Source organism: Actinomadura sp. NBRC 104412 (genome assembly GCF_030269515.1).
GTDB lineage: Bacteria > Actinomycetota > Actinomycetes > Streptosporangiales > Streptosporangiaceae > Spirillospora.
The window spans coordinates 105,902-123,332 of sequence record NZ_BSTM01000019.1 but is presented as its reverse complement, the minus strand read 5'-3'; the positions used below and the strand labels follow the sequence as shown (position 1 = coordinate 123,332).

The window sequence follows — 17,431 nt, the reverse complement described above, 5'->3', positions numbered from 1 at the left end:
ATCACCGTCATGACGGATATTTCCGGTAGTAGTTATGGTGGCCGTGAAAGGCGGGTGGTGGCGGGGTGACGACCGGGCAGACCGTGCGCTGGACCGATCCGGAGGAGGCCCGGCTCGAGGCCGAGCTTGACGCGCTCACCGAGGAACTGGCCGCCGCGGAGGCCGAGATCGCGGTGGCCCGGGCGCGGCTTGAGGACTTCGCCGGGCGGCACGATCGGATGCTGGCGCCCCTGTACGCGGAGCTGGACGAGGTGGAGGCCCGGCTCGCCGAGCTCGCCGCGCGTATCAGCGGGCGCCCCGAGGACCTCAGGGACGCGGAGGCGGCACGGGAACGCGCGCGCGAGTCCGCCGACGCCGCGCGGGCGATGGCGGGTGAGGACGGCCACCACGGCGAACCGGGCACCACCTCCACCCGGGTCCCCTCGGCCGAGGCCCGCCGGATCTACCGGGACCTGGCCAAACGCTGCCATCCCGACCTGGGGGCGGATGACGCCGACCGGGCACGGCGCGCTCGTTTCATGGCCCGGGTCAACGAGGCGTACGCGCGAGGCGACATCGCCGCGCTGCGGCGGCTGGCCGACGAGTGGGCCGGTGAGGCCCCCGCACCCGCCGGCTCCGAGGAACGCCTCGCCCGGCTGCGCGACGCGGTCGCCTCGGTGCGGCGGCGCCTGGCGGACGTGCGCGGCGAGCTCCGCCGGCTGACCGGCACCGGGCTCGGTCCCCTCCTCTTCGGCGAGCCCGACCCCGACGCCGCCCTGCGCAGGCTCGCCGAGCGTGTCCGTGCGACGATCGAGCAGCGCCGCGCGGAACTGGAGGCGCTGGGGAGGAGCCGGAGATGACCGACAACCTTCCCGCCCCGCGGAGGGACGGGCCGCCCGCCGTCCGACGGGAGCTCGCCGAACGCACGGCCGCGATGCTCGGCCACCGCGAGCCCCGGATCCGCTGGCGGCGGCGGGTGAGGCGCAAGGCGCAGGTCTGGGTCCGCGTCGACGGGCCACTGGTCATCGACGACGAGCTCATCGAGATCGCGACCGGTGCGCCCCTGCCCGCGCGGCAGTCGGCCTTTCCCCGGATGGCCCCGTACGGCGACTCGGGGCTGCTGCGGCGCCCGCAGGTCGTGCTGAGGGACACCGGACCGGTGAAGCCGTGGCCCGGGGTGCGCGCCGATCCCTCCGATTGGCGGTGGTGCCGCGCCTGGCGGGACCTGGTGGTCGTGGGACGTGAGGAGCCCGGGCGGATGCTGGTCGCGGGCGTCCATCCGTTCACCGGGACGGTGGAGTGGTGGCTGCACGCGCGCGACGACGACGCGGAGATGTGGCGCCGGTGGTTCGCCGACGACCTGAACGGCGTGGGCAGGCTTCGCCACGGTGACGAGTGGACCGCGCCGATCGACCCCGACACCCGCCGGCCACTATGGCGCGTCACCCGCGACCGGCTCCACGGCACCGGCGGCCAGAGGAACGCGGCACCGGACGCGATCCACGTCGTGTACGACGAGCGGGCCGGGACCTTCACAGGGCTCGGCATCGACGACGGCGCCGTCCGGTGGAGCACCGAGCCGATCCCCGAGGCCACGGTCAGCTATGGAGTGGCCGGCCCCTACGTGGTCCGGCTGCTGTACCGCTACCCTCCGCTGACCGGTGAACGGTGGATGTGCGACTGCCCTCAGTTCGCGCCCAGCGACCACGAGCCGAACGAATGCCGGTCATGCGGCAGACCGCGCGACCCGTGGATGACGGTCGAGGTCCGTGATCGAGGCTTGGGTCGCGTTCTGTGGGCGCACTGGTGGCCGTGGACGGAGCCAGGGGACATGGTGAGCAAGGGTGCTCTGGCCGTATGCGGTGAGTCCGTCCTCACCTGGGAGGGCGGCTTCCTGCGCGCGAGGCACATCGCCGACGGGACGCGGCTGTGGTCGCTGCCCCATATCTCCGTCCGTGGCCGTCCCGAGGGACCGTTCGGCTCGCAGAGCCACATGTTCGTCGACTGCGGCATGGACTCGCCGCGTCAGTGGGCGTGGATGCAGTTCGCCGAACTCGCCGACGACGACGAGGAGAGCACCGACGTCTTCGTCCACGCCGTCACCGGCCAGGTGGTGAACCTGGCGGACGCCTTCCACCAGACCGAGGACGACCTGGTCCTGACCTTGACCGGCAAGACCGTCACCTGCTTCGCGCTGTCCTGACCGCGGCGGCGGGACGGAACCGTGATGGTCAAGGGCGCGTCCATGGTTGCACTGTTCTCGTCAACCGGGGGGGCGACCATGTACCGCCGTGTTTCCATCCTGGCCGCGCTCACGCTCGCGGCCGTGCCGTTGCTCGGCGCGTGCCGGGGCAACTCCTACTCGTGCAGCGGCGGCGTCTGCCATGTGACCGTGAACGGGGCCGGGCAGACCCTGGAGCTGAAGGACAACTACATCACGGTCACCCGGATTTCGGGCGACGCGATGACCGTGCGGATGGGCACCTCCGGCACGGTCACCATCGCGGAGGGACAGAGCTCCCAGGTCGGCCCCGTCACCATCAAGGTCACCTCCGTCAACGGCGACGAGGTCAAGTTCGACCTGACCTGAGCGTCACAGAGAACGGCCGAGTACGGGGGGCCGGCCGGAATTCAGGGTAAGCCGCGACCGGCGATCACGGCCGGGTGGAAAACCGGCGGGTGAAAGCACCGGAGGTCGATGCCGCCCGGCCGCCGGAACACCATGGCGCGAGAAAATCGATGGCTCTTCCCGTCGGCCGCGCGTACCGTTCTAGAAGTACGGGACCGGCGGCGCCGCCGGTCCCGAGGGGCGTCGCCGACGTGGGAGAGTCGGGCCTGGCTGTAAACCAGGTGCCTTGTGCTCAGGGGGTTCGAATCCCTCACGCCCTACCGCCCTCGGATAATGACGGCATTGCCTTCCCCGAACGAATTCGGATCCTTTTTGCCTCGCGCGTTCACCAAGCCCGGCGCTCTTTGTTCCTCCTGCGGTGCCTCTTGTAGCGCCTCTTGAGGCCAACCTGTGGTCGCCCCGGCGCCCGCCTTGACCACGAGCGGTCAGGGCGGCGGTTGCGGGCCGCCGATGCGGGAACCTGAAATCGGCCGAGGGGTGGGTCCCGGGGGAGGTCTCTGGTGCGACGGGAGATCGGCGACGGCCGGTTCGTCGTCGGAACGCTGCCGCCGGACGGGGTTTCGGTCATTGTCGTCCCCCATCCTGGCGCGCCCGATATCGGATCGTGCGTGGCGGCGCTGCGGCGGGCGGTGTCGGGGGTCCGCGCGGAACTGATCATCGTTGCGGACTCCGGCGGCGACACCGTCGAGGCCGCGCGGGAGGCGGCGCCGGACGCGCGGGTCGTGAAGGCGGGGGACGGCGGTGGTTTCGCGGCGTGCTGCCATGCGGGCGTGGCCGAGGCGAAGGGGCGATGGCTGGTTTTCGTCAACCCGGAGGCGGTTCCCGCGCCGGGCAGCGTACGGGCGCTGCTCGACTGCGCGAACGCCGAGCCGCAGGCGGGCATCGTGGGCGGACGCTGCGTCGCGGCGGACGGCACCGCCGATCCGCGGAGCTGGTGCGGGCGCCCCGGGCTGTGGTCGGCGTTCTGTTTCGGGACGCTGCTGAGCGCGATCTTCCCCGGCACCCGCTGGTTCGATCCGGAGGCGCCCGGGCCGTGGTCCAGCGAGGTGCAGCAGGTGCCGGTGGTCACCGGCGGATACCTGCTCGTCTCCCGCCGGGCCTGGGAGGACACCGGGGGCTTCGACCGCGGCTTCGTCATGTACGGGGAGGACGCCGACCTGTGCCTGCGGGCCGCCGCCCTCGGCTACCGGCCCACCGTGACGGGACGGGCCGTGTTCCGCTACGAGGGCGGAGCGCAGTCCATCGGCCCGGACAAGCTCGCGATGCTGTTCACGGGCAAAGCCACCTTGATGCGGCGGCACGTGGGCAAGGGCGCGGTGCGCTTACTGGTCCTGGGCGTGTTCCTCCGGTCCAGGCTGAGCCGCCTGATGCGCGCCCCTTCCGCCGAGCAGGGAGGTCCCGCGATCACACGGGAGGACTGGCGCAGGCTGTGGGAACTGCGCCGCGAATGGTCCAAGGGATGGCCGCCGGCGCGCCCCCAGAGCTGAATCCAGATGTTGATAACATCCAGATGATGTGAGTATCTTGGCTCCGTGAGCGAGACGAGGACGGCCTGATGGCCAGGCTGACGCGGGCGCAGCAGCAGGAACGCACCAAGGCCGCCGTGCTGGCCGCGGCACGGGAAGAGTTCGCGGAACACGGATACGCCGACGCCAAAATCGACCGGATCGCCGGTCGCGCCGAAATGACCCGCGGCGCGGTGTACTCCAACTTCCCCAGCAAGCGGGCGCTCTACCTGGCGGTCCTCCTGGACTCGCTGCGGCCCCCCGCCCCGGTCGAGCCGCCCCCCTCGCGCCTGGACGAGGCGATGGAAGCGTTCGCCCGCGCCTGGCTCGACCGCCTGCCGCTGATGGGCGACACGTTCGCGGGCGGACGACTGCAACTGCGGTCGCTGGCCGGGGTGTTCGACGACGGACCCGGCCGTTCGGCGCTGGCGCAGGTCATGAAGCTGGAAGCGCTCCTGCTCGGTCTCGCTCTGGAGTCGCGCGTCCCGATCCCCGCCCGTCGCGTGCGCCTGGCCGAGCTGGTCCTGACGCTGCTGGACGGCGCGGGGCACCTGGCCGAGACGGCACCCGGGTTCGGCGACGCCTTCGGCATGGCGCTCGCCTGCCGCCACTTCGCCGGGCTCGACCTCGACGACACCTGGGACCCGCCGCACCTGGCCTACGCCGTCGCCGCCCATCCCGTCCGCGAGCCCTGGCGGCCTCCGGAGGAGGCGCGGGACGAGATCACCGGCCGCACGGTCACGCCCGACGCCGACGGCGTGGTCGCGGTCCTGGGGACCCGACGGCTGGAGGCTGCGGAGGAGGCCGTGCGCGCCGCCCGGTTCGGCGACCGGGTCACCGTGGCCGTGGTGACGGCCGACCCCGCCGAGATCGGGCGCCTGGTGCGGCTCAGGATCGGCGACCTGACCGGATGCCTGCGGGGCGTGTTCGGAGGCGACACCTGGCCCGGCCTCCACCTCGTCCTGGACGGCGGCGCCGCGATCGCCACGGCGGCGGGGATCGGGGACCCGGACGACACCACCGAGGCGGCCGTGCGCGTCCGCGAAGGCCGGATCGTCGCACGCGCCGTGGGACGCGGCGCCGCCCACGCCGCCGCGACCGCGGAGCTTCCCGCCGGCCGTCCATGCGAGGAGAACCGATGAGCGGCGACCTGATGGTGCTGCACGCCCTCCGCTGCGTCGGGTTCGCCAGCGTCGAACGGCTCGCCGAGGCGACGGGGCTGCCCGAGGCCGACGTGGAGTCCGAGCTGATCGATCTCGCGGTGACCGGCCTGGTCACCTACGAGCTGGGACTGTTCCGCGCGTGGGGACTGACCGACGCCGGGCGCGCCGCCGCGGCCAAGCGGGTCTCCGACGAGCTGGACGCGGCGGGGGCGCGCCAGGCGGTGGCCGCCGCCTTCGACGACTTCCTCGTGCTCAACCCGGAACTGCTCGACCTCTGCGGCGCGTGGCAGACCCGGGTCGTGGACGGGGTGACGACCGCGAACGACCACACCGACGCCGCCTACGACGGTCGTGTCCTGGACCTGTTCGCCGACTTCCACCGGCGTGCCGATGGCGTCTGCGTGGACCTGGCCGCGGCTCTGCCCCGGTTCCAGCGCTACCGGGACCGGCTCACCGGCGCCATCACGCGCGCCGGGCACGGCGACCTGGGCTACCTGACCGACAGGCTCGACTCGTACCACACCGTGTGGTGCCAGCTCCACGAGGATCTGCTGGTCACCCTCGGCATCCCCCGGCACTGAGACCGCACCGCACAGCCATGGCCTGGATCAAGCCGCTGTCGGCGGAGACCGCGGACGACCCGACCGTCCTCGGCGGCAAGGCGCACGGCCTCGTCGTCCTGCGGCGCCTCGGACTGCCCGTGCCGCCGGGGTTCGTCATCACCACCGGGGCGTGCCGCGCGTTCCTCCGCGACGGGCGCCCTCCCGACGGCCTGACCGCCGAGCTGGCCGCCGCCGTCCGCGACCTGGAGGCCGTGACGGGACGGCGTCTCGGCGGGCGTGAACGGCCGCTGGTGGTCTCGGTCCGCTCGGGCGCGAGCGTGTCGATGCCCGGCATGATGAGCACGATCCTCAACCTCGGCCTCACCACCGCCGCCACGGCCGGGCTGGCGGCCGAGACGGGGGACGAGCGGTTCGCCGTCGCCTCACGCCGGCGGCTCCTGTCCGCTCTCACGGGGCCGGTCCCGGACGACGCGGCCCGGCAGTTGGAGCACGCCATCGCGGCCGTGTTCTCGTCCTGGGACACCCCGCGTGCCAGGATCTACCGGGAGCTCCACGGCATCCCGCACGACCTCGGCACGGCCGTCATCGTGCAGGCCATGGTGTTCGGGAACCGCGACGGCCGCAGCGGCACCGGTGTCGCCTTCAGCCGCGACCCCAACACCGGTGAACGCGTCCCGTACGGGGAGGTCCTGTTCGGCGCCCAAGGCGAGGACGTCGTGTCGGGCAGGTCGATGACAAGGCCCCTGACCGACCTCGCCGACAGGGAACCGGCCGTGTGGGCGGACCTCCTGGACGCCATGGCCGCGATCGAACGGCATTACCGCGACGCGTGCCAGGTGGAGTTCACCTTCGAGTCGGGTGAGCCGTGGCTGCTCCAGGTGCGGCCCGGCGGCCTCGTGGGACGCGCCGCCATCCGTGTCGCCGTCGACCTGGCCGACGAAGGGGTCATCGGACGGCACGAGGCCCTGCTGAGGGTCTCACCGCACCACGTCCACCACGCTCGTACGCCACGGATCGAGACGGCCGGGGCGCGGCTCGACATCCTCACCCGAGGCGTGGGCGCCGGACCGGGGGTGGCCACCGGCAGGGTGGCGACGACCCCCGAGAGGGCGGTACGGATGGCGGCCGGCGGCCCGGTCATCCTGGTACGCCCGGAGACCTCACCGGCCGACCTGTACGGGCTGACCGCGTCCGCCGGGGTCGTCACGGCGCGCGGCGGTCCCGCGAGCCATGCCGCCGTCGTCGCCCGTGCCATGGGCAGGCCCGCCGTCGTGGGAGCCGCCGACCTCACCATCGACGCCGCCGCCGGCTCTCTGCGGGTCGCTGGACGCACCGTCCCCGACGGCGCGCTCATCACCATCGACGGAACGGGCGGGGAGGTCGTCGCGGGCAGCGCCCCCGTGAGCACGGCCCCGGCCGACGACCATCTGCGCCGCCTCCTCGAATGGGCCGACGACGTGTCCGGCGGCTCCGGCAGGAGCGCCGATGACGGCCCCGGCCGGCTCGCGGCGGCGCGCGCCGTCCTTCTCGACGGGCGGCCGTGACCGGGCTCGCGGAGGCGAATGCCGGAGGGGGACTTTCAGAAGATCCACTCGCCGGGCACGATCGGAGACGTGCGCAGTGACCCCACCCCCCGCTCCCGCCCGGCCTGGCTGGCCGACGCCATCCTGTACCAGATCTATCCGCAGAGCTTCGCCGACTCCGACGGCGACGGCATCGGCGACCTCAACGGGATCACCGAACGCCTCGGCCATCTGTCCTGGCTCGGGGTGAACACCATCTGGATCAACCCCTGCTTCGCGTCGCCGTTCCGGGACGCGGGCTACGACGTCTCCGACTACCTCTCCATCGCTCCCCGGTACGGGACGGCCGACGACCTGGCACGCCTGGTGGAGACCGCGCGCCACCACGGCATCCGGGTGCTGCTCGACCTGGTCGCGGGCCACACCTCCGACGAGCACCCCTGGTTCACGGCGTCGGCGAACGACCCCTCCGACCACCGCTACATCTGGGCCGACACCGACGAGCCTCCCCGCGGCTTCGTCCCGTCCCCCGGCGGCAGAAACGGCGCGTACCTGCCGAACTTCTTCCCGACCCAGCCCGCGCTGAACTTCGGCTACGCCCGCATGGCGCCGTCGGAGCCGTGGCGGCAGCCGGTGGACGCCGACGGGCCCCGCGCCAACCGCGCCGCGCTCCGCGAGATCATGGACCACTGGCTGCGGCTGGGGATCGCGGGCTTCCGCGTCGACATGGCCTCGTCCCTGGTGAAGGACGATCCCGGGTTCCGCGAGACCTCCCTGTTGTGGAAGGAACTGCGCGCGTGGCTGGACCGCGCCCATCCCGACGCCGTCCTGCTGTCCGAGTGGGGAGACCCGGCGGTGTCGGTGCCCGCGGGCTTCCACGGTGACTTCTTCCTGCACTTCGGAGGCGACGGCGACGGCCTGGCCCTGCGGTCGCTGTGGAACAACCACGGCGGCATCGACATGGAGCACTGGAAGGCCGTCGACTGCTTCTTCGACGCCGAGGGCAAGGGGTCGCCGCGCCCGTTCGTCCAGGCGTGGCTGGAGGCCATGGAGACGATCGGCGACGCGGGGCACATCGCGTTGCCCACGTCCAACCACGACTTCTCGCGGCTGGGCTGCGGTCCCCGGACGCCCGAGGAGCTTCCCGCGGCCTTCGCGCTGCTCCTCACGTGGCCCACGCTGCCCGCCATCTACTACGGCGACGAGATCGGCATGCGCTACGTCCCGGGGCTGCCCGACAAGGAGGGCAGCGTCATCGGCTTCGCCGGTCCCGACTACAACCGCGCGGGCTCCCGCACCCCCATGCAATGGGACTCCGGGCCGAACGCCGGCTTCTCCACCGCGCCCGCCGACCGCCTGTACCTGCCGATCGACCCCGACCCGTCGCGTCCCACCGTGGAGGGCCAGCGCGCCGACCCGGGTTCGCTGCTGAACCTCGTGCGCCGCCTCATCGCGCTGCGCGCGTCGTCCCCCGAGCTGGGAGCCGGGGCGGAGGTGAGGATCCTGCACGACGGCTTCCCCTTCACCTACGTACGGGGCGACCGGTACCTCGTCGTCATCAACCCCCGCCGCCGGGCCGCCGCGTTCAAGCCCGCCCGGAAGCCGGGTCGGGGTGCGATCGGCACGGGACGCCTGGTCGAGGGACGCGGCGTCACCCTCACCGGCGACGGTGTGGAGGCCGAGGGCTTCTCCTACGCCATCGTCGACCTGGACGGCTGACCATCGGGCACCGGCTCCGGTTCGGGCGGACCCTGGACGTACAGGACGAGCCTCCGCACCACCCACCGGGCCATCTGGTACAGGATCAGCACCACGCCCAGGGGCGGCAGCAGCAGGAGCAGGATTTGCAGGCCCGAGGTGACGAGGAGAAGCGTCCCCGCGTCCCCGGCCATCGCGGTGGCGGCGAGCTGCTTGATCATCCACCAGCCGGAGCCGAACAGCCGGGGAAGCTGCGTCGCGATCAGCCCGAGCTGGAAGGCCAGCGCGGGCAGGACCGTCAGCACCCACAGCGTCACCACGAGCTGCGGCCAGCGCTTGAGCTCCTTCAGCCGAACGTCGGCCGGGCGGCGCAGCAGGGTGCGGCGCAGGATCGGCCCGATGTACTTGAACAGGTCGGGGACGCCGATCAGGTCGGAGATGATGTAGTACCCGTCGAACCGCAGGCTGGGCAGCAGTTGCTGGACGATCTCGAAGTTGACGTACAGGATCGCCACCAGCAGCGGCTGGAACCCGGTCTGCAGGTAGAGCAGCGTCAGGGCGACGACGAAGACGCCGTTGAAGTACACCCCGGCCAGGTCGGTGCGGACGCGCCCGGCGACGCCCAGCCGGTACGACTCGGTGACGTCGGTGTAGAACGCCGGCCACACCAGGTAGATGCCGCAGCCCATGGCGCCCGGCCGGACGCCGCTGTAGCGGCAGGCGGTGGCGTGGCCGACCTCGTGGAACGCGCACGACAGCACGCCCAGGCCCATGACCAGCAGGATGGTCACGGGCGCGAGGATGAGCTGGTGCAGCGCGTCGCCCAGCGACCGGGTCGTGAACAGCCAGACCTCGCTCACCAGGATGGCGGCGACCATGACCACCATCACGGTGGGGCGGAACAGCCACGAGAACAGGCCGCCGAGGAACCAGGTGGCCCGCTCCGGCAGCACGGCCATCTTGAAGCGCAGCCCCAGGAACGGGCTGGCCTTCACGACCGGCGGCGGCGTCCCGTCGCTGTAGGAGGTGATGCCGAGGGGGGCGAGTTTGCGGTCGACGAGATAGACGACCTGCTCTCCGGTGATCCGGACGCCCGCGGCACGGCTGACGTCCTCGGCCACCCGTTCCAGCGTCCGGCGGGGGTCGGCGGCCGGGGCGGCGTCGCGGTACTCGTCCAGGGTCCTGACGACCAGGTACAGCAGAGTGGGCAGCCGGACGAGCTGCCGGTTGGGCAGGCAGACCAACTGGGACGGCTCGCGGTACCCGGAGTGCCTGAACCTCCCGACCAGCTCCGCGCCGTCCGCGAGGACGGGCAGGGTCAGCGGAGCCGCCCGTATGGTCTGTCCGGCGGGGGGCTCGCCGCCGGTCCCACCGTCGGTCCCACCGGTGGTCATGGCGGAGGGGGCCGCATAGGAGAGGGTCGCATCTGGGAAGGCCGCATCGGGGGCCTTGACGGGGGTGCGCGGGTTCCTGGCGCGCGGGCTCCTAGCCCCGTGCATGGACGACACCGGGGACGCAGGTCATCGTGGAGTACGGCGCCCGTGCCAGCAGCCCGGTGCCGAGGACGCCGGGCGTGCCCTCCGAATGGGTCACCTGGCAGGCGTAGAACACCTCGGTGCTCGGGCTCGCCATGTAATGGACGGGGGCGGGACCCGGTGCCGGAACGCCGTTCGACAGCGCCAGCCGCGGGGGCAGCACCTCGGCCGTCAAACGGTCGAGATCGGCATAATTCAGCTCTTGGCCACCAGAGTGTTTCATTTCGTCTGCGTTCCCTTGGCGGAGGATGTGGTGGAAATGGGCGAGAAGAAGGGGAAGGGCTGGCATTGCGCCAGCCCTTCGCACGGGCGTGAACCCGCCTATGTGTTGCGTGCGGCTCAGTGGCCGGAGATCGAGGTGCCCGGGACGCAGGTGAGCGACTGGTGGTCGTTCTGCGCGTGCAGGCCGATGAGCTGGAGCAGGCCGCTGTCGGGCTTGCTGATGTGGCTCTGGCAGGCGTTCTGCGCGATCGACGAGCCCGCGTCGTGGTCCCAGCCGCCGCCGTTGTTGTTGTTGTAGGAGTCGCCGCCGTTGCCGCCCACCAGGAGGGTGGAGAGCACGGCGCGCTCCGGCAGGACCTCGCCGGCCAGCTCGTCCAGCTCGGTGTAGCTGAGTGTCTTCATGGGGTTTTTCCTCTTTCTCGTCGCTTCCGGTACATAAGCCGATACCGGATGTCCTGCCCCCGCTCTCGCCGAGCGAGGGCACGTCTAGGTATATCGGCTCTCGCTTTCGACGGCAAAGGGTGAGCGAGCGCGTTTCTCCCACACCTCCCCATACCGTCGGCAAAGGGGTGGCAAAAGGTAGGGCGATCGACCTTCAATAATGTCCGGAATGGTATTCCGAATCGGATTGGCGAAGCGGCCGCGGCGGGGCGGGCCGGAAGACGCGAAAAGGCGGGAGGCCGGTGGCCTCCCGCCTTGGACGTGACGACGACGTCAGCGGCGCTTCTTGTGGTGCTTGTGGATGTTGATCTCGTTGGCCTGGTCGTCGTCCGAGAGCGCGGACGTGCTGCCGCCGCAGTTCGCGTCCTTCTGGATCGCGAGGATGCCGACGTTGCAGAGCAGGTTGACCTCGAGAACCTTCTCCTGGTTCACCGTGTTGTCGTCGTCGTTGGCCATGGCGGGCGTCGCCGTGAGCATGGCCCCGCCCAGCGCGGCGGTGAGCATTCCGGCCGCTGCCAGTCGCTTGAGCATTTGAGCCTCCTAGCCTCTCTCGAGAGCGCTTCGCGCCTACAGCGGTGTAGGCACGGTTATTAGTAACACGATGTCGCGCATTTCATGCGCTGTGGAACGCGAGAATCGGCGTCGTTGACCATAACATTGCCCGTCCGCTGGGCGCGCTTGGCGGTAATGGCCGAACGACGATAGGTATCCGACATTTCGGGCTGTTCCAATTCCTCGGAAATATCGGAATGCGCGGTTTCCGGGGTGGCCCGGTGCGGCGACGAAAAAAGGGGCAGGGAGCCGGACGGCTCCCTGCCCCGAGTACCGCCTCGGCTCAGTGACGGATCTTGACCTCGTTGGCCTGGTCCCTGTCGGAGAGCACCGACTTGGTGCCGCCGCAGTTCGCGTCCTTCTGGACGGCGAGCACCGCGACATTGCAGAGCACGTTGAGCTCGGCGACCTTCTCCTGGTTGACGGTGTTGTCGTCGTCGTTGGCCAGCGCGGGCGTGGCCGTCATCAGGGCGCCGCCGAGCGCGGTGGTCACGATGGCGCTCGCGGCCAGTCGCTTCATCATATGAGCCTCCTAAGCTCATCCGCGGAGAGTTCTGTCGATGCCTACATGAAGTAGTGCACCGTTAGAACTAGCACGCACCCCCGCCTCTCATGCGGGACGAGGTGATCAATTGACCGACCTTGACATTAATATGGGCGATCGTTGAGGCCCTTTGAAAGATGACGTCAATGGGGCGGCGCCGGAGGCAAGGCGGCGGACCTTTCAGGGAGTCAGAAGGTACAGCCGCAGCTCCCCGCAGCGGGCCAGGGTGCCTCCGTCGGGGACGGCGACCGGGGATCCGGTGCGCTCCACCGTGGCCACGTCCAGGCGCCGGAGCAACGCCCCCGTCACATGCCGCGCGGAACGGGAGATGATCACCCGGCCCTGCGCGTTGAGCAGGATCGCGCCCGGCGGCAGCAGCGGCAGCACGGTCTTCTCCACGGTCCGCAGGTAGAGGTCGGCACCGGTGATCCCGAGGAACGTCCCGCCCTCCAGGACGGGCGTGGACATGGTGAGGATGTACTGGTCGGTGCCGTGGTAGTCCACGTACGGACCGTGCATGTTGGGGCCGCGCGTACGGTCGGGCACGGTGAACCAGGGGCGTCCCGTGTAGTCGTAGAAGCCGCGGCTCGCCGGGTCGAGGTCGACCACGAGCCGTTCGGGATCGCCGCCCTCGCCCGCCTGCCACCACTCCAGCCACAGCGGCGCGTCGCTGAGCAGGTCGGGTGCGGCGACGAAGCCGCTGCCGGTGACCAGGGGCGCGTGCTCCCGCAGAATGCGGAACACCTCCTGCCGCACCGGGGCGAGCTCGTCCCGCGCAGGACGGGTGCCACGTCCGGACGCCGCCCGGACCACCTCCACCACCTGGGCGCTGAGCCCCTCGATGGAGCGCAGCACGGAGTCGAAGACCTGCCCGACGGCGGACTCGCCCTGAGGGTGGCCCTCCGGAGCGGGAGTGCGTGCGGGTTGGCGTCGTCTCACACTGTCACCTCACGGTCGGTGGGCGTCGCCGGGTCGCGCCCAGGGGCCGGCCAATCATGGTGCTACGCCTTCCGCTTCCCCGCCTCCCGATTCGACGAGGCTGAGATGCAGTTCGACCAGGCGCTCGATGGCCTCGGTCACGTGCCGCCTGGCCAGGTCCGCCGCGCGCCCCGCGTCCTCGGCCGCGATGGCGGCGACGATCTCGCGGTGCTGCCGGTCCAGCCTGCGCCTGGTCCGGGCGTCGGCGCCCGGCAGCCACAGCAGCGGGCCGATCTCGGTCTGGAGCCGGATCTCCTCGCGGGTGAGCCGTGCCGACTGCGCGGCGGCGGCCACCTCCACATGGAACCGCCCGTCGGCGTGGTGCCGCCGCTCGCCCGACACGGCGTCCGCGAACGCCGCCGCCGCCTCGCCGAGCCGCTCCAGGTCGTCCGGCGAGGCGCGCTCGGCCGCGAGCAGGGCCGCGCCCGCCGCCAGCGACGAGTAGTGGTCGCCGAGGTCGCGCAGGTCGGCCACGGTCAGGTCGCGCAGGCGGCGCCGCAGCCGCCCCGCGGTCTCGTCCTGCTCGGGCGCGCGCACGAAGCTGCCGCCGCCGCGCCCGCGCCGCGTCACGATCAGCCCCTGGTTGCGCAGCTCGCTCAGCGCCTCCCGGACCGTCACCGTGGCGACGCCGAGCTGCGCGGCCAGATCCGGCTCGCTGGGCAGTTGCTCCCCGTCCGCGAGCAGTCCCAGCGAGATCGCGTCGGCCAGCCGGCGGGTGATGGCCTCCGCCCTGCCCAGGTTCTCCAGGGGCGCGAAGACGGCGAGCCGGGCGGTCACGGACGCGTCCGGTGCGGGCATCGTTCTCCCTTCTCTTGCTGCCTTCCCGTCGCGGAGGGCCGGTGGGCGCGGGGCCGGGCACCAGGTGGGCGGCGAGTTCGCGCCGACCTCTTGCCAGAAAATATCTGGCGCCATATCTTTTCGGCCAGGGCGGTACCCCGCTCTCCGAGGTGGCCTCGCCGACATCAGTCTCGCAGGCCGGCGTCCCGGAACCCGCCGGGACGGCGGCACCGCGACCCGAACCGCAACACCCCCGTCTGGGGTCCGTCCCAGACGGCTCGACGCTGCCGCGTGACCGTCGAACGCGATGGGACCGCCCCCCTGTCGACGGGTCCGGTCACGCGGTCCTTCCACACGCCGGGCCGGTCCGCGGAGCCAAGCGCCGGCGGAGTGGAGGGGAACCGGCCCGGCCGGCTCTTCCGTGGGGTGTGGGGGTCGTACCCCACACCGGAACGGACCGGCCGTGGCCACGAGGACGACGCGCCGGCACGTCCGCAGACAAGGGAGGACCACTGGTGTCCACCGGCAAGGAGACCGGGGCGGTTCCACCGCCCGCACGACCCCTCGACGACGACGCCGAACGGCTCGCCGCGCTCGGCTACGAGAGCCACTTCCGGCGGGACATGAGCCTCTGGGCCAACTTCTCCCTCGGCTTCACCTACCTCTCGCCCGTCGTCGGCGTGTACTCGCTGTTCGCGATCTCGCTCGCCCAGGCCGGCCCGCCGATGATCTGGGCGTTCGTCATCGCGGGGCTGGGCCAGCTACTGGTCGCGCTGGTCTTCGGCGAGATCGTCTCGCAGTACCCGGTCAGCGGCGGCATCTACCCCTGGGCGCGGCGGCTGTGGGGGCGCCGCTGGGCGTGGATGAACGGCTGGATCTACCTGGTGGCGCTGCTGGCCACCATCGCCGGCGTCAGCTACGGCGCCGGGCCGTACGCCGCGGCGATGCTCGGCTTCGAGACCTCGGTCAACGCCACGATCCTGTGCGCGCTGGCGATCCTGGCGGTCGCCACGGTGATCAACCTGTCCGGGACCCGCCGGCTGGCGATGGCCGCGATCGTCGGCTTCACCGCCGAACTGGTCGGCGCGCTGGTCGTCGGGGTCTGGCTGCTGGTCACCGAGCGCCACCACGGGCTCGGGGTGTTCTTCGACGGCCAGGGCGCCGGGGAGGGCGGCTCGTACGCCGCCGCCTTCCTGGCCGCCTCGCTGATCGGCATCTACCAGTACTACGGCTTCGAGGCGTGCGGCGACGTGGCCGAGGAGGTCCGCGACCCGGCCCGCCGCATCCCGAAGGCGATGCGCATGACGATCTACGTGGGCGGGGCCGCCGCCACCTTCGTCGCGCTGTCGCTGGTGCTCGCCGTCGCCGACTTCGGCGCCGTCGTCTCCGGCGCGGACGCCGATCCCGTCACCACCGCGCTCACCGCCGCGTTCGGCTCCGGACCCGTCAAGATCATTCTCGGGATCGTGCTGATCTCGTTCGTGTCCTGCGCGATGAGCCTCCAGGCCGCGGCCAGCCGGCTGACCTACGCCTACGCCAGGGACGACATGATCGCCGGCAGCCGGGTGCTGGCCAGGTTCTCGCCGACCCGGCACGTGCCGCCGTACGCGCTGCTGCTGGCCGCCGTGCTGCCCGCCGTGCTGGTCGTCGGCTCCAAGCTGTCCACGGACGCCCTCACGAAGATCATCTCGTTCGCCGCGCTGGGCATCTACCTGGCCTTCCAGGCGGTGGTGCTGGCCGCGCTGCGGGCCAGGCTCAAGGGCTGGCGCCCGTCGGGGCCGTTCACGCTGGGCCGCTGGGGCCTGGCGGTCAACGTCGCCGCGCTGGTGTACGGCATCGCCGCGATGATCAACATGTCCTGGCCGCGGACGCCCGACGTGCCCTGGTACGACAACTACATCGTGCCTCTCTCGGCCGCCATCGTGATCGTCGCCGGGCTCGCCTACATGGCCGCCACCCGCCACTACGGCCGCGGCGACACCCCGGCGGGCGACGCCGTTCCCGCGTCCGCCGCGGACCCGCTCGCGACCCGCTGAGAGGAGTGACCCGTGAGCTCCCGGACCGCGCCGTACTTCAACATCGCCGACCCCGCCTTCTCCGTCCAGTCCCAGGAGGTGCGGGACGCGCGCGAGCACGGCTGGTACGCGCGCACCAACTACGGCATCGCCGTTCTGCGGTACGACGAGGTCGGAGAGCTCCTGACGCATCCCAAGCTGCGGCAGGGAAGCGTGAAATGGCCCGAGCACCACGGCATCACCAGCGGGCCGTTCGCGCGATGGTGGTCCAACTGGGTGCTCAACAAGGAGGGTCAGGACCACCGCCGGCTGCGCCGCCTGATGAACCCCGCGTTCTCCCGGCGGCTCATCACCGGGCTCGTCCCGCGCTTCCAGGAGCTGGCCGGCGAGCTGGTGGACGCCTTCGCCGAACCGGGCCGCTGCGAGTTCGTCACCGAGTTCGCCGAGCCCTACGCGGCGCGGGTCATCGCCATCATGCTCGGCCTGCCCGAGTCCGAGTGGAGGATGATCGCCCGCGAGTCCGCCACCATCGGCCTGGCGATGGGCGTGACGATCGCCGAGGACCTGCCGAGGATCGAGGCGGCGCTGGACAACCTGTACGGCTATGTGGACGAGGTGATCGAGGACCGGCTGCGGTCGCCCCGCGACGACTTCGTCACCACCCTCGTCCGGGCCGAGGCCGACCAGGACCGGCTGAGCCGGGCCGAGCTGCGGGACTCGATGGTCCTGCTGATCTTCGGCGGGTTCGACACGACCCGCAACCAGCTCGGGCTGGCCATGCGGACGTTCCTGCGGCACCCGGACCAGTGGGCGCTGCTGGGCGAGCGGCCCGAGCTGGGACCCGCGGCCGTGGAGGAGGTGATGCGGGTCAACCCGACCACCACCTGGGTGACCAGGGAGGCCCTGGAGGACTTCACCTACAAGGGCCTGGACATCGAGGCCGGGACCACCGTCCACCTGTTCACCGAGTCCGCGGGCACCGACCCGCGCGCCGTCCCGGACGGCACGTTCGACATCACCGCCGAACGTCCCGCGCACTTCGGGTTCGGCGGCGGCATCCACTACTGCCTCGGCCACCTGGTGGCCCGCACCGACATGAGCGTGGCACTGCCCCTCCTCGCGCGCCGCCTACGGGACCCGCGCGTGGACGGCGAGGTCCGCTCGCTGCCGCTCAGCGGGAACACCGGGCCCATCACACTGCCCCTCGCGTTCACCCCGAGGCCCTGAGCCCCGAGCCCCCGGGGCCTCATCCCACCCGCCGAAACCGTAACCAGAGGAGTCTTCTTGATGAAGGTCGTACGTCCCGT

The 17,431-nt window shown here is 71.6% G+C and carries 17 protein-coding genes and 1 tRNA gene; 11 read left to right on the top strand and 7 right to left on the bottom strand.

Features of this window, described 5'->3' with window-relative positions; genetic code table 11:
* Positions 1-65: 65 nt before the first annotated feature.
* The 9 genes from QSK21_RS23100 (at position 66) to QSK21_RS23060 (ending at position 9,081) form a co-directional block, all read left to right on the top strand.
* Positions 66-839, top strand: coding sequence for a J domain-containing protein (locus tag QSK21_RS23100; protein ID WP_285698845.1), 774 nt, complete (start codon positions 66-68; stop codon positions 837-839).
* On the top strand, positions 836-2,182 hold the full coding sequence (locus QSK21_RS23095) for a hypothetical protein (RefSeq protein WP_285698844.1): 1,347 nt from the start codon (positions 836-838) through the stop codon (positions 2,180-2,182). The genes QSK21_RS23100 and QSK21_RS23095 overlap by 4 nt, the downstream gene beginning before the upstream one ends.
* A gap of 78 nt (positions 2,183-2,260) precedes the next feature.
* Positions 2,261-2,569 carry a hypothetical protein gene (locus QSK21_RS23090; protein ID WP_285698842.1) on the top strand — a complete coding sequence of 103 codons (309 nt, stop codon included), beginning with the start codon at positions 2,261-2,263 and terminating at the stop codon, positions 2,567-2,569.
* A gap of 216 nt (positions 2,570-2,785) precedes the next feature.
* Positions 2,786-2,868, top strand: a tRNA-Tyr gene (locus QSK21_RS23085).
* A gap of 240 nt (positions 2,869-3,108) precedes the next feature.
* Positions 3,109-4,095 (top strand): glycosyltransferase, encoded by a 987-nt coding sequence (locus QSK21_RS23080; RefSeq protein ID WP_285698841.1) that lies wholly within the window; start codon positions 3,109-3,111, stop codon positions 4,093-4,095.
* Between the two features lie 68 nt (positions 4,096-4,163).
* Entirely contained in the window at positions 4,164-5,255 is a 1,092-nt protein-coding gene (locus QSK21_RS23075; protein ID WP_285698840.1) for a TetR/AcrR family transcriptional regulator, read from the top strand.
* Positions 5,252-5,857 carry a transcriptional regulator gene (locus QSK21_RS23070; protein WP_285698838.1) on the top strand — a complete coding sequence of 202 codons (606 nt, stop codon included), beginning with the start codon at positions 5,252-5,254 and terminating at the stop codon, positions 5,855-5,857. The genes QSK21_RS23075 and QSK21_RS23070 overlap by 4 nt, the downstream gene beginning before the upstream one ends.
* Positions 5,858-5,874: 17 nt before the next feature.
* Entirely contained in the window at positions 5,875-7,383 is a 1,509-nt protein-coding gene (locus tag QSK21_RS23065) for a pyruvate, phosphate dikinase (RefSeq protein ID WP_285698836.1), read from the top strand.
* 69 nt (positions 7,384-7,452) lie between these two features.
* Complete coding sequence (locus QSK21_RS23060; RefSeq protein WP_285698835.1) at positions 7,453-9,081, top strand: alpha-amylase family glycosyl hydrolase; 1,629 nt, start codon at positions 7,453-7,455, stop codon at positions 9,079-9,081.
* Here the strand turns inward: QSK21_RS23060 and QSK21_RS23055 are convergent.
* The 7 genes from QSK21_RS23055 to QSK21_RS23025 form a co-directional block, all read right to left on the bottom strand.
* Positions 9,054-10,454, bottom strand: coding sequence for a zinc metalloprotease (locus QSK21_RS23055; protein ID WP_285698834.1), 1,401 nt, complete (start codon positions 10,452-10,454; stop codon positions 9,054-9,056). The genes QSK21_RS23060 and QSK21_RS23055 overlap by 28 nt on opposite strands.
* A 91-nt stretch (positions 10,455-10,545) precedes the next feature.
* Positions 10,546-10,818 (bottom strand): hypothetical protein, encoded by a 273-nt coding sequence (locus tag QSK21_RS23050; RefSeq protein ID WP_285698833.1) that lies wholly within the window; start codon positions 10,816-10,818, stop codon positions 10,546-10,548.
* A gap of 116 nt (positions 10,819-10,934) precedes the next feature.
* Complete coding sequence (locus QSK21_RS23045; protein ID WP_285698832.1) at positions 10,935-11,219, bottom strand: hypothetical protein; 285 nt, start codon at positions 11,217-11,219, stop codon at positions 10,935-10,937.
* Positions 11,220-11,531: 312 nt separating this feature from the next.
* Positions 11,532-11,789 carry a hypothetical protein gene (locus tag QSK21_RS23040; protein WP_285698831.1) on the bottom strand — a complete coding sequence of 86 codons (258 nt, stop codon included), beginning with the start codon at positions 11,787-11,789 and terminating at the stop codon, positions 11,532-11,534.
* 304 nt (positions 11,790-12,093) lie between these two features.
* Positions 12,094-12,333 (bottom strand): hypothetical protein, encoded by a 240-nt coding sequence (locus QSK21_RS23035; RefSeq protein ID WP_285698830.1) that lies wholly within the window; start codon positions 12,331-12,333, stop codon positions 12,094-12,096.
* A 201-nt stretch (positions 12,334-12,534) separates the two neighbouring features.
* Positions 12,535-13,293, bottom strand: a complete 759-nt coding sequence (locus tag QSK21_RS23030) for a cache domain-containing protein (protein WP_285698829.1) — start codon at positions 13,291-13,293, stop codon at positions 12,535-12,537.
* A 54-nt stretch (positions 13,294-13,347) separates the two neighbouring features.
* Positions 13,348-14,130, bottom strand: a complete 783-nt coding sequence (locus tag QSK21_RS23025) for a FadR/GntR family transcriptional regulator (RefSeq protein WP_285698828.1) — start codon at positions 14,128-14,130, stop codon at positions 13,348-13,350.
* A gap of 494 nt (positions 14,131-14,624) precedes the next feature.
* Here QSK21_RS23025 and QSK21_RS23020 point away from each other — a divergent pair, with 494 nt between their 5' ends.
* Positions 14,625-16,145 (top strand): APC family permease, encoded by a 1,521-nt coding sequence (locus QSK21_RS23020; protein WP_285698826.1) that lies wholly within the window; start codon positions 14,625-14,627, stop codon positions 16,143-16,145.
* 12 nt (positions 16,146-16,157) lie between these two features.
* Positions 16,158-17,351, top strand: a complete 1,194-nt coding sequence (locus tag QSK21_RS23015) for a cytochrome P450 (RefSeq protein ID WP_285698824.1) — start codon at positions 16,158-16,160, stop codon at positions 17,349-17,351.
* The last annotated feature ends 80 nt before the right edge of the window (positions 17,352-17,431 follow it).

Bases quoted from the DNA above. Each gene is read 5' to 3' on its own strand.
- QSK21_RS23045 (WP_285698832.1), bottom strand. From the start codon at position 11,219: ATGAAGACACTCAGCTACACCGAGCTGGACGAGCTGGCCGGCGAGGTC.
- QSK21_RS23075 (WP_285698840.1), top strand. From the start codon at position 4,164: ATGGCCAGGCTGACGCGGGCGCAGCAGCAGGAACGCACCAAGGCCGCC.
- QSK21_RS23040 (WP_285698831.1), bottom strand. From the start codon at position 11,789: ATGCTCAAGCGACTGGCAGCGGCCGGAATGCTCACCGCCGCGCTGGGC.
- QSK21_RS23070 (WP_285698838.1), top strand. From the start codon at position 5,252: ATGAGCGGCGACCTGATGGTGCTGCACGCCCTCCGCTGCGTCGGGTTC.
- QSK21_RS23050 (WP_285698833.1), bottom strand. From the start codon at position 10,818: ATGAAACACTCTGGTGGCCAAGAGCTGAATTATGCCGATCTCGACCGT.
- QSK21_RS23035 (WP_285698830.1), bottom strand. From the start codon at position 12,333: ATGATGAAGCGACTGGCCGCGAGCGCCATCGTGACCACCGCGCTCGGC.
- QSK21_RS23095 (WP_285698844.1), top strand. From the start codon at position 836: ATGACCGACAACCTTCCCGCCCCGCGGAGGGACGGGCCGCCCGCCGTC.
- QSK21_RS23065 (WP_285698836.1), top strand. From the start codon at position 5,875: ATGGCCTGGATCAAGCCGCTGTCGGCGGAGACCGCGGACGACCCGACC.
- QSK21_RS23055 (WP_285698834.1), bottom strand. From the start codon at position 10,454: ATGACCACCGGTGGGACCGACGGTGGGACCGGCGGCGAGCCCCCCGCC.
- QSK21_RS23090 (WP_285698842.1), top strand. From the start codon at position 2,261: ATGTACCGCCGTGTTTCCATCCTGGCCGCGCTCACGCTCGCGGCCGTG.
- QSK21_RS23025 (WP_285698828.1), bottom strand. From the start codon at position 14,130: ATGCCCGCACCGGACGCGTCCGTGACCGCCCGGCTCGCCGTCTTCGCG.